At 40.6% G+C, this 14,890-nt stretch carries 18 protein-coding genes and 1 pseudogene; 15 read left to right on the top strand and 4 right to left on the bottom strand.

Translation table 11 applies throughout. The features are described 5' to 3' along the window. Positions 1-25: 25 nt before the first annotated feature. From FZC78_RS02020 to FZC78_RS01970, 12 genes and pseudogenes are all read left to right on the top strand, one after another. The gene (locus tag FZC78_RS02020; RefSeq protein WP_187444764.1) at positions 26-379 is read left to right on the top strand and encodes a hypothetical protein; all 354 of its coding nucleotides are present in this window, start codon (positions 26-28) and stop codon (positions 377-379) included. A 54-nt stretch (positions 380-433) separates the two neighbouring features. After that, entirely contained in the window at positions 434-778 is a 345-nt protein-coding gene (locus FZC78_RS02015) for a hypothetical protein (RefSeq protein WP_148938020.1), read from the top strand. Positions 779-788: 10 nt separating this feature from the next. After that, positions 789-1,658: an alpha/beta hydrolase gene (locus FZC78_RS02010; RefSeq protein WP_148938019.1), complete on the top strand. Its 870-nt coding sequence runs from the start codon at positions 789-791 to the stop codon at positions 1,656-1,658. A gap of 122 nt (positions 1,659-1,780) precedes the next feature. Next, positions 1,781-1,966 (top strand): hypothetical protein, encoded by a 186-nt coding sequence (locus FZC78_RS02005; protein WP_148938018.1) that lies wholly within the window; start codon positions 1,781-1,783, stop codon positions 1,964-1,966. A gap of 182 nt (positions 1,967-2,148) precedes the next feature. After that, positions 2,149-2,406 carry a hypothetical protein gene (locus tag FZC78_RS02000; protein WP_148938017.1) on the top strand — a complete coding sequence of 86 codons (258 nt, stop codon included), beginning with the start codon at positions 2,149-2,151 and terminating at the stop codon, positions 2,404-2,406. A gap of 737 nt (positions 2,407-3,143) precedes the next feature. After that, positions 3,144-3,284, top strand: a complete 141-nt coding sequence (locus tag FZC78_RS23425; RefSeq protein WP_187444763.1) for a hypothetical protein — start codon at positions 3,144-3,146, stop codon at positions 3,282-3,284. Between the two features lie 166 nt (positions 3,285-3,450). Beyond that, entirely contained in the window at positions 3,451-3,816 is a 366-nt protein-coding gene (locus FZC78_RS01990; RefSeq protein ID WP_148938015.1) for a hypothetical protein, read from the top strand. Positions 3,817-3,831: 15 nt separating this feature from the next. Next, a pseudogene (locus FZC78_RS24665) lies at positions 3,832-4,053 on the top strand (GNAT family N-acetyltransferase); the annotation flags it as partial. A 49-nt stretch (positions 4,054-4,102) separates the two neighbouring features. Beyond that, entirely contained in the window at positions 4,103-4,447 is a 345-nt protein-coding gene (locus tag FZC78_RS01980) for a hypothetical protein (RefSeq protein ID WP_148938014.1), read from the top strand. 9 nt (positions 4,448-4,456) lie between these two features. Then, positions 4,457-4,693, top strand: a complete 237-nt coding sequence (locus tag FZC78_RS23420) for a hypothetical protein (RefSeq protein ID WP_187444762.1) — start codon at positions 4,457-4,459, stop codon at positions 4,691-4,693. Beyond that, positions 4,674-5,432, top strand: a complete 759-nt coding sequence (locus FZC78_RS01975; RefSeq protein WP_148938013.1) for a serine hydrolase — start codon at positions 4,674-4,676, stop codon at positions 5,430-5,432. Before FZC78_RS23420 ends, FZC78_RS01975 begins: the two co-directional genes overlap by 20 nt. A 52-nt stretch (positions 5,433-5,484) precedes the next feature. Continuing rightward, positions 5,485-6,327: an alpha/beta fold hydrolase gene (locus FZC78_RS01970; RefSeq protein WP_148938012.1), complete on the top strand. Its 843-nt coding sequence runs from the start codon at positions 5,485-5,487 to the stop codon at positions 6,325-6,327. Positions 6,328-6,451: 124 nt separating this feature from the next. Here the strand turns inward: FZC78_RS01970 and FZC78_RS01965 are convergent, their stop codons facing one another. Continuing rightward, entirely contained in the window at positions 6,452-7,345 is an 894-nt protein-coding gene (locus FZC78_RS01965) for a LysR family transcriptional regulator (RefSeq protein ID WP_148938011.1), read from the bottom strand. A gap of 153 nt (positions 7,346-7,498) precedes the next feature. On the opposite strand from FZC78_RS01965, the gene FZC78_RS24475 reads away from it, so the two are divergent. Beyond that, the gene (locus tag FZC78_RS24475; RefSeq protein ID WP_148938010.1) at positions 7,499-7,672 is read left to right on the top strand and encodes an aspartyl-phosphate phosphatase Spo0E family protein; all 174 of its coding nucleotides are present in this window, start codon (positions 7,499-7,501) and stop codon (positions 7,670-7,672) included. A 341-nt stretch (positions 7,673-8,013) separates the two neighbouring features. On the opposite strand, the gene FZC78_RS01955 is transcribed toward FZC78_RS24475, so the two are convergent. From FZC78_RS01955 to FZC78_RS01945, 3 genes are all read right to left on the bottom strand, one after another. Continuing rightward, the gene (locus tag FZC78_RS01955) at positions 8,014-9,501 is read right to left on the bottom strand and encodes an esterase/lipase family protein (protein ID WP_252183469.1); all 1,488 of its coding nucleotides are present in this window, start codon (positions 9,499-9,501) and stop codon (positions 8,014-8,016) included. Between the two features lie 410 nt (positions 9,502-9,911). Further along, a complete protein-coding gene (locus tag FZC78_RS01950) occupies positions 9,912-10,472 on the bottom strand; it encodes a TVP38/TMEM64 family protein (RefSeq protein WP_148938008.1) in 561 nt (186 codons plus the stop codon). Positions 10,473-10,919: 447 nt separating this feature from the next. Next, positions 10,920-11,897: a glycoside hydrolase family 43 protein gene (locus FZC78_RS01945; RefSeq protein WP_148938007.1), complete on the bottom strand. Its 978-nt coding sequence runs from the start codon at positions 11,895-11,897 to the stop codon at positions 10,920-10,922. Positions 11,898-12,693: 796 nt separating this feature from the next. On the opposite strand from FZC78_RS01945, the gene FZC78_RS01940 reads away from it, so the two are divergent. Continuing rightward, on the top strand, positions 12,694-13,608 hold the full coding sequence (locus FZC78_RS01940) for an ABC transporter ATP-binding protein (RefSeq protein WP_148938006.1): 915 nt from the start codon (positions 12,694-12,696) through the stop codon (positions 13,606-13,608). Next, positions 13,605-14,345, top strand: a complete 741-nt coding sequence (locus FZC78_RS01935; RefSeq protein WP_148938005.1) for an ABC transporter permease — start codon at positions 13,605-13,607, stop codon at positions 14,343-14,345. Before FZC78_RS01940 ends, FZC78_RS01935 begins: the two co-directional genes overlap by 4 nt. Positions 14,346-14,890 lie beyond the last annotated feature (545 nt).

Genomic DNA, 14,890 nt, shown 5'->3' with positions numbered 1-14,890 from the left:
ATTGAAGGTGCAGGGAGCTGGGGAAGTGAAAGTAAAATACTTGTTTGATTTTATATTGGCGGTTACGTTAAATGGCTTCTCTTATTATGTGGGAAGCATGATCATCAGCAGCGGTATTCCATTTTGGCAGGCATTCATAATAGGATTTACCGTTGTTTCTTTAGGTGGTTTAACAGAATTTTTGGGTAGCCCGATGTGGTTGATTGTGCTGGTACCTTTTCCTGCAGGGATGCTTCTCCTTTACTTGTTTCTTGGCGCGGCCCTGCCTTTATGGTTTCTTACTTATATCACCACTCTCACTATTTATGTCACCATTCATATTCCGATGAGTTATTTATTTCGCTTTCATTCCTTGATTCCTTCATGGAGATTGTCTTAGTCAATTATGAGTAGAGAAACAGCTTAATGAAAAATAGGTAGGGGACGATAACACATGAAATGTTTGTGTGATTCAGGAGATACCTTTGAACTTATGATTGAAGGTGATGTAGGGGCTGACCCGTTTTGGTGTAAAAAATGCTATTGTAATCTGGATATTAATGATCTTTCTCTTTCAGAAAGCTTGAAGGATGAATTAATAGACTGGGCCGAGGGATATGGAGAATGGATTGATTGGGACTTTGATCGAATCCGGCCAGGCGGAATACAACTTGAAGAGAAACATAACAGAATAGGAATAGAGTTAACTGAAAAAGCAAGAAGAGAACTTCACCCCAATTACCAGGTGGAATTCTCGCCGTCTTCTATGGCTAAGATGTATTGTAAGAGAAAATTTTAAGGGGGATCAAATGAGGTTATCAGGTTTGGAATATATTGTTCGAGGAGAGGGAAAGCCAATTCTAGTTTTTGAACTGGGTATCGGCGGTTCTATTTACAACTGGGATGCTTTCATAAAGAAATTGGAGAAGGATTTTACCATCATCCTATACCATAGGGCTGGGTATGGCAGGAGTGAAGAGTCAGAAACACAACGGAATGTAAATAATATCGCTGAAGAATTAAACGCCTTATTGACCGATTTGGCTATCCAAGACCCCTTCGTGTTGATCGGGCACTCATTTGGCGGCCTCTGTGTCCAGCAATATGCCAAGATGTTTCCTGAGAGATTAAAGGGTGTCATACTGATAGATTCCACATCTTATAACTTTCAGAAACTATACGAATTGGATTTGCCTGTTATGAATTCAATGATTAGTGTAGAACAAATGATAGAGAGTAATAGAAATTCATCAACCAAATCAAGAGCAGAGTTAAGAACGAGTTACCGTGATGTCCTTCTGGAAGCTGAAAAGGATTTAACTAAAGAACAGTTCAGTATGTATGAGGATTTTATCACTAATCCAGTTCTTTTTAAAACCGTTGCGGAAGAATTCGCTAATTGGAGAGAGGATAGCGAAATAATTAAAGCTGCTGGACCATTTCCCGAAGTTCCGTTAACAATCATTGCAAGGGACGAGTTGGTATCAGCAGTGCCTTTTATAGAGCATGGCATACCAGAGGAAGAAGCATATCAGTATGAGGATGCTTGGAGAGAGTTACAAATCGAGTTGTCCATGCTTACAGACAGTGCAGAGCTGATAATCGCAGAAAATAGTGATCATGAAATACATAAAGATCGACCTGATGTCATTATTCGCTGTCTGGATAAGTATAAGTGAATAATAGATAGGAAAAAGTAACGGATGCTAGTGGAAAAAAGTTTAAAAAATGAAACCAATCTTCTGCTGTTTCGTATAATAGATATAAAATCTGATGTGTCATCGTATGGAGGATTATTTTAATGGATAACAAAACAAAAGGGTTAGTGCTTGTGCTATGCGGTTTAATCTTTCTGCTGCTTGGAGTTACGATGCCGTTAGCAACTGTCTTTAAGGGGATTTTGCTTGGTTCGAGTTTGATATTGAATGTGTCAGGTACTGTTCTCTTAATGAATTATATCAAAACTACTAAAGAGAGCAGCCGATAGTAGAACTGAATAGTTAAAGTGCAAGCAGCAATCCTCTTTCGATTGCTGTTTTTGTATTCTTAAAAGAACTGTATGAGCAAGATTCATTAGTGAGAAAAAGGAACATGAATAACGAAACCATTTTGAACTAGTGTTCGTCTAATTAGAAATTAATCAGAGATCGTAAGAGGGGGACGGCAATTATGCAAACTTATTCAACTTTTTTCAAAGCCCTTTCTGTTCCCTTTTCAGTTATTTCACTTAGGTGGATTGATCAATATGTATATGATCTTTCTACACTTGAAGGAGGGATCCTTGCTGGATGCCTTGTCTCGATAAGTTATTTCTTAATAGAACGAATACCTGGCTTAGAGAGAGAGCTGAATAAGAAAATGGATGTTATTTTATCTTTGATTGTATTTTTCTCGATATTCGCTGCCTTTAAAGCTTTTGCTCTTTAATTGATTATGCTGAATATCCTTCCTTCTGGATAAAGATGAACAAGGAAGAAGGAAATGAAATTGACAAGAGCTGCTTTGAGTCCTGTTCATTCAAGTGAAAATCCTTTTTGGACAGGGAAAAGATTAAAAGCACCTTATTTGTAAGGTGTGTTGGGTTTGCTTTTAGGTATAATAGCCAAGTTTGCTGATGGTACTATCTTAGGGGTGATTGGAAATCAACTTGGATTTTGGGTTTTTATCTCAACACTCATCATTACCAAAAGCCGGACCTCTGTCTCAGCAGCTTTCCATACAATAGTGTTTTTTATGAGCATGTTGATTTCCTACTACATCTATTCCATGATATTATTTGATTTTTTTCCTAGATATTATTTTTTTACATGGATGGGTGCTGCCTTTATTTTTCTCCTATATGGGGCTGGATTGTTTGGTATTCAAGGAGAGGGGGCTGTCTGGGTGCTGTTTGTGCTTCCTTGCCGATAAGCCTGCTTATTATGGAAGGATATAGCATTTATTATACTTTTTCTATCGCGAGCGGTTTTTCCATATTCGCAGCTATTATGTTATTCATCCTTGTGCCACAAAGGAATTAAGACCGCCTGAAGATAATACTCATGGTCATTTTGATTGTAACTTTTCTGTAGATAACTGATCTTTTGTATATACTTCCACTGGGATTTTATTGAGTTGCAAGAAAGCTATTTATTAAAGAGACAGTTCATTAGGGGGAAGCGGCAATGTTGAAAATGAGAGCCATGAATGAAGGGGAAGTTGATCGAGTTGCAGAATTCATTTCCCATTTAAATAGAAACGAAGCCTCACATATAGGTTACTGCGGCGAGGATAGTCAAGAGATCGCTCATTCAATCAGGGAATGATATAACGGATATACATTATACGGAAAGCTTTTCGGTTGCTTATGATCAAGAAAAGCTGGTCGGAGTTTTAGGTTTTGATGCGGATATTGAAAATAATACCGCCGAGATTTGGGGACCTTTTCTCAAGGAAACTCATATTGAATTCATGCAGAGTATGTGGGATCGGATGATTAAATTGATACCAAATCAAGTCCACAGTATCAGTATGTTTCCAAATAAGGAAAATGAGAAGGTGATTGCCATGGCGGAGGGACTGGGTTTTGTTCACCAGAGTGTACAGTCCATCCTTGGCTTTGCCCGTAAAGATGTGAAGAAGGTGATTGGTGAGCCAATTCAAGAAATCACACCAGAGTACTATAGTGCGATGAAAGAACTGCACGACCAAACTTTTCCTGGCAGTTATTATAATGGCAGTCAAATGATTGAACGGATGAATGATTTTAATAAAGTAATGATGACGAGTGAAGACGGCCTTTTAACAGGATATATTTATGCCGAAGCAGAACCTGAATTTGGAGAAGCGAGCATATAATTCTTTGCAGTAAATGAATCAGCAAGAGGGAAAGGAATAGGAGCCCGATTAGTATCTCAAGCGCTGAATTGGTTATTCTCATTCAACTCTATGCATTCGGTAACACTCTGTGTGGACTCAACAAATGAAAAAGCAATAAGGCTCTATACGAAAGTTGGGTTTAAAAAGGACCATGAGTTGGTTTACCTTACTAAGAAATTTAAGTATAAAACCAAGGATGACAAAATTCCATTCTGATATATAAGTTAATAATGGAATGTCCAGTTGTTAAATTGGGAGGGCAATCTTGAAATTCAAACTTGTTGTTTCTGATGAAGGAATAGTAGAAAAAGACAAAGGAAAATTGGCCCGTATTTATTTTGTCATTGATAATTTGGCATTCCCTGAAGCAGGGTGGGTGGATTCTCTGGAAATTCTATCTTGGTGGAAGACTTCAATCTCCAGGCTGGGTATCACTTCTTCATACGAACTTTTATTATTCAAGGAGGGCCCATTTAAAGTGAAGGCAACCATTACTCGGAGCGGTGACGTAAGACTTCTATTTCTTGAAGAGGGTCTGTTTAAAGAAAAGGTTCAGGTTAGTACTACGCTCTCAATTGCTCAATTAAGAGTGTTGGTTTTTGAAGATTAGGAGGCTAAGATGAAGTTCTTCAGAAATATGACACAGTCCGAAAAAAGTCACTGGGATAAGGGAGTGGTTTTTGGGTTTTACATCTTCTTGTTTTTGTTGTTCATTGACCATTCCCACAATTTGATTTTCGGAAGGGACTTATTATCCTCCTTCGCTATTTTTTGGATCGGGATTGGTGCAGCTTGGATTTATTCCTTAATTTTAGACAAAAGAAGGAGCAAGCAAAATGAATCAGGTACTGGCTAAATTAAACGAAATTCAGCAGGGACAGATTGGGATTAAGGTTTATTGCACGAGGAGCAATGGTTTCCTGGATTCCATCAACCCTGAAATGACAATCCCTCTGGCGTCTGCTGCCAAGATAGCTATTGGGTATTGTGCAGCCGCGGGGGTAGAAACAGGTGAGCTTAATTGGAATGACCTTGTAGATAATATTTCCTTTAATCCCGGAGAAGATAGTAAAGAATTGTATCCGCATCTTCAATTAAGAAGTTCATTGCAGCTGCGGGAAGCTGTTGAAGTCATGATTGCCTGCCACGACAGCTATGTTGCTGGAGAAATCGTGAGGTACTGTGGGGGCTGGGAGAAAGTGAATCACACAATTCAAGCCGCATTCCCATCCATCCATGCAACGGAGAATCCTAGAAGCCAAGAAAATAAGGGAAAACTGGATGAAACCTTAAATTTAATAATACATATTTATGAAGAATATATAAAAAAACCAGACATCTGGACTCCGATTATAAATGGATTGGTTAGGCAAAAAGGCGGTATAGACGGGATTCCTTCCTTTCATTTAAACCATATGACTGGCGGGTTGGACCATGCTCTGGTGGATATCGGCATCATGGGAGCTTTTGGAGAACAACCACTCCTTTTTGCTGTAGGAGCTGTGAATCTGCCCAACCGATTTCATGATAAAACTGCAGATCAGAAGATTATTGAAGCTATGAAACTACTTTATCAAGAATATACGAAGCATTAAGGATGAATTGACAGAATTAATATTGAGACATATGACTAGCGGAGGTGTTCTTATGTGGAAACAGCAGTTGCTAAAAACGAATCGAGGGCTATTTGAAATCTTTGTCAGAGGAAAAGGGAAACCTGTATGTATCACACACTTGTACAGTGAATTTAATGAATTGGGTTATTATTTTGCTGACGCTTTTGTGCATCAATTCAAAGTTATTCTTGTTAATCTGAAAGAAGCTGGGAACTCTTGCAGGGCTGAGTTGGCAGAAGAGTTGAGCATGGCAGAATCAGTGAAGGATCTTGAATCGATCCGGGAAGCATTGGGTTTGGAGAAATGGAGTTTTGCAGGTCATTCTACTGGCGGAATGTTAGGGCTTGTTTATGGAGATTTATATTCCGATAGTCTTGAAGGATTGGTTGTCGGCGGTGCTGCGGCCTCTAAAAAATATATGGAGAACCGGGAAAGTATGTATTGTTCCAAAAGTCCATTAAACAAACGTCTCAGAGAAATATTCGCCATTTTGAAATCATCTGAGGCAACGGTTGAGGAAAAAAAGAATGCCAATAAAGAATGGACGAACATGTCTTTATTTAATGCAGATAAAAGAGAAGACTATTTTAAGAGACCATCAAGCGGAAGAGTCGTTCAAAGAAGGCTGGATTATTACTCTTTTCAAGAGCTTCCCAATTTTGATATTCGTGAAAAACTTTCGGGGATTAACATTCCAACCCTAGTTTACTGCGGAAGCCACGATAAGCAGTGTCCACTGCATTATTCAGAAGAAATACATAGAGAGATTCCGAATTCACAGTTATATATCTTTAACGAAAGCAACCACCTTCCCTATTTAGAAGAAGAAAGCCGTTTCTTAAGTATGGTGGAGGATTTTAAAGAAAGTCTGTAGAGGACATACACACCAAAGCAATTAAGGGGAGGGATTAACGCACACTGCGTTAATCTCTTTTTTATAGGATAAGAAAGTATTAAAGTTCTATTGTCAAGCAGTGTTCCTGAATCCAGCTCTAAACTTACTCATTAAGCAATTGAATGATTTTCTTTTGAAATTCCTGGGCTTCATAAGAAAGCTCCTTGTTCCGGTTATAGATGACCCAAAAATAATTGAGAATCTTGCCTGGGTTCATGAAGGGAATGATGGCCAGGTTCCCTTTTTTTACGTCCATATGGTTTTTAAAAGTGAAATTATATACGAGAGAGGAGGCATGTCCATCAAAAATCGCACTCTTTAATACCCCTATGTTATTAGTGGTAAATAAAAGAGAAGCACCCGGCAAATAGGAGTTTACAAAGTGATTGGATCGTTTTGAATTATACATGACTACTTTTTCTCCTTTTAAATCTTCAGGGGTGATAAAGTCTTTTAAGAAAAGAGGAGAATGTTTACTAGCACAAAGACAGGCATAGCCAGTATAGATTAATTGATAATCGAGAAAATCACTGATTCTCAATCCTTTCAATTCCTCCTCACCGAAAGGAGAAAAGGCTAAATCTATATCTCCGTGGATCAGCCTGCTCAAAATTTCATCCTGGTCCAGTTCGATGATTTCTACTTTTACATTGCTGTGATCTTCGTAAAAAAGCACAAAAGCATCATATACAAGATAGGTGATGGAGGGAGAACATCCTATTTTTAAAAGCTTTTCCTCTTTATCTATTGAAATTTCTTTATACAATTTTTCCAGGCTGTGAATCATTTCATGTCCGCGATTTAAAACTTTTTTTCCTTCCGAAGTGGGGATGGTCCCTTTTCGGGAACGTGAAAAAATTGTTACTCCCAACTCTTTTTCTAATTGAGTAATAGACTGGCTCAAGGCTGAAGGAGAAAGGTGCAGCCTCTCAGCCGCTTTAGTAATGGACCCCTCTTTGCTTACTTCCAATATGTATTTAATCTGCTCAATGTTCACTGTGAACTCAACCCCATTTCCCCTTTTGTTAAGTAATGCTTAAATAAAGTTTAACATCATTAAATTTACATTAATAGGAACAAATTTTATAATTTTTAGGAGGCTAGAAAAAATACCAAATTCTGTTTATATTATCCTCTGGAGGAGATTCTTTTGAGAGAGTGTGATTTGCACAGGCTAATAGAAGAAACCAGGGCAAAACTATTCAAGTCCGCTGCTCAAAACGGCTTGGATAGTCAGGTTACCATAGATATCAGTCAAGAACTCGATATCCTGATAAACTGCATACAAAGAAAGCGGTTTAAGGAAAGTCAGTCTTATTCTTGAATTTTTCAATTTATACTTCAGTTAAGGCATCATAAATTTATACTTTTATTCAATAATAGGAATCCCGCTGCATGAGTAGTTTATTACATACTGTTTAAGGTGCAATAATGGTGCACTATTGTTTATAAAGGGCTTTTTTTCGTATAATTTGACGCTATTTGATACTAACCCGAAAAAATAAAAATCTGAATACATTGGGGATCATGAGAAGAAAAGAGGCTAAATGAATCAGAAAGGACCTAACATTTTAGTAGTAATACTAGGTTAGGTCCTTTCTATTGATCTGGATTTGCACCTATTAAATAATGTGGTTATTTACCTAATAGACGATTATTTAAAATCTAATACGTGTTCCCGTTTTTGTCCACGTAAATAGATTTAACGATCGTTCTTTCGAATTTTTTCCCCGCTTTGGTTTTTCCTTTGACATCCAGGGTGAGGGTGTAGACGCCCTCTTCTTTGAACGTAAATGGCACTTTGCCTTTTTGCGAAATCATCATAGAGGCATCTTTCTTCTTCTGGCCATCTTTATTGATATTGACATTGACCTGGAAGTTTTTAATTTTGCTGCCTTTGTTCTTCAGTTCAAGGGTCTTCTCGTCCAGGATGATCTCTTCGTTTAAATCAGAATGGAAGCCGACTGTCATCAGGTAGGCTGCTTTGTTCTTGTTCACTTTTACGCTCCACTGACCTGCTTCAGGCTTATGGATCTGAAAGCTGTGGTGATGTCCGCCTTTGAATACTCCTTCGTCTACTGAATGAGTGAATTTCCTGTACTCAACACCAGACGGGCTGGTCACTACAAGATCTTTTATCTTTTTATCGCTGAGCCAGTCAAGATCTAGTTTAGCAACGTTTTCTTCCACCTGGAAGTTTTCGAGAGCACTCGCTGAAAATTCTCCTCCCCTATGAAGGACACTGATATTGGCAGGCTCCAGTTCCGGTGCCAGTGGCTCACTCATTGATTCCGCAGATGTGATTCCGGCAACCGGCTGGGCGTTAAGTGTTAAGTAAGGGCGGAAATATTGGAATGTCCCGCCTTCCCGGACTGTCGTATGGTTCCAGCTGCTGACTCGGACCTCTTTGCTGTAAGGAAGCCGGGAATTGGCAACCGTTACGGCACCGTCATTGGAACCGTAAGAGCTTAGGTAGAGTCCTCCCCAATATAGAGAAGATCCAAAGCTTCCCCATTTGGTACCGGCCAAAGTAAAGACGGAATTTTTAGAGCGGTTGATATGTGTGTCAATCTGAGGCCTGTAATTTCTCATGTATCCGGTCTGAAGTGAATAAGTAGCATCATTTTTGCTTCCTAAAATACTTGCAAGCCAGCCAGCCCATCCGCTATAAGCAAGATCGGCAAGCTGTGAGCCGTGATGAGGTGTAGACAAAGTGATGAGGTTGGAAACATAAGGGTGTGCTCCGTAATGGACCAATGCGTTTTGTGCATCGATACCACCTTTGCTGTGGCCGACTATCACCAGTTTCTTCTGGCCAAAATAGTTGTAGATGTCACGGACTCGGTTATTGATAATCGTTCCATTATCCCACATGTTCTTGTCTGGATGAACGTCGATGAAGGCAGTTTGATACCCATTATTGAGGGCGGTTTGATACATGTTGTTGCTCTCCCACCACATTTTGGAGGAGCTGTTGATTCCGTGGATAAACACAAGCACCGGCTTATTAGGGTCAGAGTAACCAGGAGCATCTCCGGCATACCATTGTCCGGGAACACCACCGGGATTATCCTTCCCGCCGATTTTCCCAGCGTGTGCACTGACTGGCAGCATCAAAAACAGCATAAGCAAAATCAATCCCAACCTTTTCATTTTCCCACTCCATTTCATCCGAAATAGGGGAAGTCCTCCCCATCTATCCTATCGGAAATCCTATCAGTTTAAGAAGCATTTTTTGGAAAATGAGCTGATTGGCATGCAGCGAATAGGAGAATGGTCTTGTGGCGTGACTTCTTGAGAAGAAACGGTAAGGGAGGGGCTCATGAAAGTGGGCTATTTTAGAGGGGGGCATTGACGGGGGGCTTGCGACCGGGTTATGCACATTTATTAGCGGAGTATGCGATTATACGATCGCTTTATACATAAATACGAGCGAAAATTCCAGAATACGAGCGAGCGAGCCAAGTTCAAACTTTAATAATCGCATGAGCCCTCTCCAGTTGAATAAGCTTAAAGCATCTGTCTCTAGGCAGATGCTTTTTAGTTAGTGGCTCACAGAAGATTCATTTACGAGCGGACTTACGGACTCTGATAATGAAAGACCCGATCAACACAATGGCAGTGAGAGTCAAAATGAATTTCCCTGTTCTACTCATCAAAAGCACTTCCTGAACGGAATAAGCTTCTATAAGAATGGCCGGGATCTTACCAAGTGTACTTGCGGCTGCGAAATTGAGAATACCCATTGTACTGAACGCGCCGGCCAGCGTGACCAAACCGGATGGTGCAAAAGGAAACAATCTAAGACCCAAAACCAGGAGGAATGCTTCAACGCCTTTGGAATCCAGCAGCTTTTTTAAATGCTTCTGTTGAATGCTCTTCCTGCTTGCGATTTTTCTTAATCCTTTACGGTAGAGAATGAAACTGATGAAGGCACCAAGTACATCCCCAATGAATGACAGAAATAAACCAAATTCGAAACCGAAGATGGAGATATTAGCCGCTGTTAAAAATACACTGGGAATGACCCCGAGTGTGCTGATGATAATGTTTAAAAGGATGCTGACTCCTGCAGCTGCAGGTCCATTCAGGGAACCGAGCCATTCTGCTACTATATTTTCCACGGGAAATCACCTTGTTTTAGAGATACTTCTATTTAGATTCTGTTTTTCATTTAGGTAACCATACCCTTTAACTTTATTATCGTCAATTAAAGGTGAAAGGAGAAAATTTAACAGGTGTTCACCGGTATGAGCATAATATTATGATAAATAGCCGGAAACACCCTATTAAAAGCAGGAAAAAGTATTATAGTATGGTGATTAGCTGGAAAACACCCTATTAAAATCGGGAAAAAGCATAATAGTATGGTGATTAGCTGGTAAACACCTTATTAAAAGCAGGAAAAAGTATTATAGTATGGTGATTAGCTGGTAAACACCTTATTAAAAGCAGGAAAAAGTATTATAGTATGGTGATTAGTCTCTAAACATCCTAATGCATACAAAAGCAGCAATTCATCAAAAAAGCCAGCCCTCAATAGAGAACCGGCTGCCGGGCAAACGAATCGATTAATAAGGATCGATCGTTTGTATGCTTCCATCTTCGTTATATTTCAGCTCAGTGAATTTTACCGAACGCTTATGATCTACTCCGCCTGACAGGGAGCAGTCGTGATAAAATAGATACCATTTTTCTTTGAACTGAACGATAGAATGATGCGTGGTCCAGCCGCTGACCGGAGTCAGAATCGTTCCTTTAAAGACGAAAGGTCCTTGAGGGTTTTCGCTGACCGCGTAGACGATTTTGTGAGTGGTTCCGGTTGAATAAGACAAATAATAAAGACCATTATATTTGTGCATCCAAGGACCTTCAAAATATCTTCGGTCTTCATCTCCTGCTGTAATCGGATTGCCGTCTTCGTCGACAATCGAGATTTCTGACGGGTCATTTTTAAAGGTCAGCATGTCATCGTTCAGTTCTGCTACTCTCGGTCCTATTGCAGGAGCGCTTGGAGCAGGACCTTCTGCGTCAGCTGTAAAAGTTTCTGTCTGCCACTTCTCGAGCTGTCCTCCCCATAATCCTCCAAAGTACATATATGCTTTATCATCTTCATCAACAAATACAGCGGGATCGATGCTATAGCTTCCCGGTATGTAATTTTCCTGTGGAGTGAAAGGTCCTGCAGGATTAGAACTTGTGGCCACACCGATTCTGAAGATTCCGTCCTTATCCCTCGCAGGGAAGTATAAGTAATATTGATCATTCTTGAATGCCGCATCCGGCGCCCAGAGCTGCTGGCTGGCCCAAGGTACGTCTTTTAGATGAAGTGCTTCTCCATGATCCACACATGGCGCGTTTTCATCTTCCATCGACAAGACATGGTAATCTTCCATGGCATATTGGTCACCATTATCATTGGTCGGTCCATTATGGTCAAGATCATGAGAAGGATAGATATAAAGCTTTCCTTCGAAAACATGTGCAGAAGGGTCGGCTGTGAAAATATGCGTAACTAATGGTTCATTTTGTTTTGAGTTTTTGCTCATAATTAATCTCCCCATTAAAAAAATTTAAGTGCTTACATGACTAGTATAACGGAGTTCCTATACTTTGTATATCGAAAAAACTAAGTTGTTTTAAAAGTCAGGATGTTAGGGTTTATTAAACAGTTCAGACGAGGTAATTAAGGTCTGAATTCTTATGAATTCTGTAGGGCGTTAAACGGAGCATGAAACGAATCGCCTGTTAAAATGGTACGGATAGGCGGAAAGCGTGCCGTAAAAACGGGTCAGCCATGAAAATTGTCTCGGTTCATTGAAAAACATACCATGAAAACCAGGTCAGCCGTGAAAATTGGCACGATTCCCTGTGAGTGTTACCGGTACAGGTCTCTCAGCATAGTTCTTCTCAGTACCTAAGATGTAAGTTCTTTTGGGAATCTCAATGACTACCTTTATAAAAATCTGAATTTTAAGAAACCTAATCACTTATCTGCCGTATATATAGTAGCCAAGATGGAATGGATCGGCATAGTTTGTCAACGCAGTTTCAGCTTTGTTCATAAGAATTGTTTACATGCTATGTGGTCAGGAGGAGAAATCTATGGATTGGTTATGGGGCTGGCCCTTGCTGCGGGAGCCTTTATCATATTAAGTGAAAAAAGAGAACTCCATGTAGAAAAGAAGAATTGAAGAGCTGGAATGTATAAGTAATCTAATTTTAAATGTGAAAAAGAATTTTAAAAAAATTTTACATGAAAAACCCCTAATCATATGACTTGCTTCATAGTCTGGTAGAGGGGTTTGTAAATCAGAGAAATTAAAGTATAAGGGGGAGAGAACAATGGAGAACGTTATTACAGTTGAAAATTTGTCTAAAAACTTTGGCAGCGTCCAAGCGGTGAAAAATATTTCTTTTTCAGTAAGAAGAGGAGAAATCTTCGGGATCATCGGACCGAATGGAGCGGGGAAGACGACGACACTTGAAATGCTTGAGGGAATCAGTAAGCCGACCCAAGGAACGATAGATGTACTGGGGCTGGTTCCCAGCCAGCAGCTGAGAGAGTTGAATAAACGGATAGGTGTACAGTTTCAAGCTACCTCGATTCAGAGAAAAATGAAGGTGAAAGAGGCGATGGACCTGTTTGCCTCGTTTTATAGTAATACTACAAAGAAAGAGTATCTGATCGACTTATTAAATCTGGATGAGAAAATGAATGTGCGTTTTGAGGATTTGTCCGGCGGCTGGAAGCAAAGGGTCACCCTTGCACTAGCGACGCTGCACAGCCCTGAAATTGTGTTTCTTGATGAACCGAGTATGGGGTTGGATCCGCATGCGCGGAGGGAAATGTGGTCGATGATCAGAATGTTAAGGGATGAGGGATGTACGATTGTCGTCACGACCCATTATATGGAGGAAGCAGAAAAGCTTTGTGATCGTGTAGCGATGATTTACAGCGGTGAGCTGAAAGCATTGAATACACCTGAAGAGTTACTAGACAACCCATCAGGACAGTTTATTGCATTTGAAAGCGGCCAGGTTGATCAGCGATTTTTAGAGGCACTGCCTGAAGTGGTCAGGGTGGAAAAAGAGGATAAAGTATTTAAGGTTTTCAGTGAGGATCAGCAGGAGACAGCTTATCGTATTTTTACATACTGCCATGAACATGGGATAGTACTTTCTGATTTTAAATTTGAAAAAGGCTCTCTTGATGACCTGTTTGTTCATTATCTTGAAAAGGAGGAGGCTGCAGGATGACCGCTATTATAAAGCTTGCTACATTAGAGACTAGAATGTTCTTCAGAGACCGCCTCAGTGTGTTTTGGACCTTTTTATTCCCAGTGGCCATGATTTGGCTGTTTGGATCCATGTTTGTCGGGCAGGAATTGGATGAGAGAATGTTTGCTGAAATGTTCGTTCCTGCCTGGATTGGCGTCAATATTGTCACCACCTCTTTCTTTACCTTGGGAACGGTATTAACCGGTTACCGTGAAACAGGTGTACTGAGGAGATACCAATCAACCCCGCTTCAGCCGTGGAAAATCCTTGCCGCTCATACCTTCCAGGGGACCGTCATTTTTGCAATCTCTGCTGTCCTGTTGATGGTGTTCGGCATGCTGATGTATGACCTGTCCATGCCTGCTTATATCGGCAGTACGCTCTTGGCGCTTTTGATCAGCATCCTTGCCTTTTTTCCTTTCGCGCTTTTTCTGACATCGCTAGCCAAGAACACACAAAGCGCGGCTGCCATCAGCTCTTTGTTCCTGAACCTGATGCTGTTTTTATCAGGCGCGACTTTTCCACTTGAAATGATGCCTACGGTGCTTCAATATACAGCAAAAATCCTTCCTTTGTATTATGTGGTCGAAATGCTTCGCGGGACGTGGAGTGAAGCGCCTATTACAGAATTCGGGCTTGAAGTTGGTGTGCTGCTCGGCATAGCTGTGGTTTCCACATACCTTGCATCCCGGTTCTTTCGCTGGAGTGATAAATAGACTGAGTGAGTATACATGAAGGGTGCTTCGGCGCCTTTTTTTATTGATTAGAAAATTATAAAATCACCCTCTGTGGATAACTTATAGCTATAGTATTCACGGCTAGTTTCAGCGCCAAGCCCCTCGGGGTCAAATAACCCTCAGAGAATAAAAGGAAAGCCCGCCTTTTTTTTCTCTGAGGAACATTTGCCTGTCGGGGCTGTTCGAGGCGCTTGTGCTTTTGATCCGTCCAGCTTCAGCGCCTAGCCCCTCGGGGTCAAATAACCCTCAGAGAATAAAAGGAAAGCCCTCTTTTTTTCTCTGAGGAACATTTGCCTGTCGGGGCTGGTCAAGGCGCTTACGCTTTTGATTCGTCCAGCTTCAGCGCCTAGCCCCTCGGGGTCAAATAACCCTCAGAGAATAAAAGGAAAGCCCTCTTTTTTTCTCTGAGGAACATTTGCCTGTCGGGGCTGGTCAAGGCGCTTACGCTTTTGATTCGTCCAGCTTCAGCGCCWAGCCCCTCGGGGTCAAATAACCCTCAGAGAATAAAAGGAAAGCCCGCCTTT

Origin of the sequence: Rossellomorea vietnamensis, from assembly GCF_008180415.1 — a bacterium.
GTDB classification, from domain to species: Bacteria; Bacillota; Bacilli; order Bacillales; family Bacillaceae_B; genus Rossellomorea; species Rossellomorea vietnamensis_C.
Note: the sequence above shows the minus strand (reverse complement) of the source record. Positions and strands in the feature narration are given on the sequence as shown.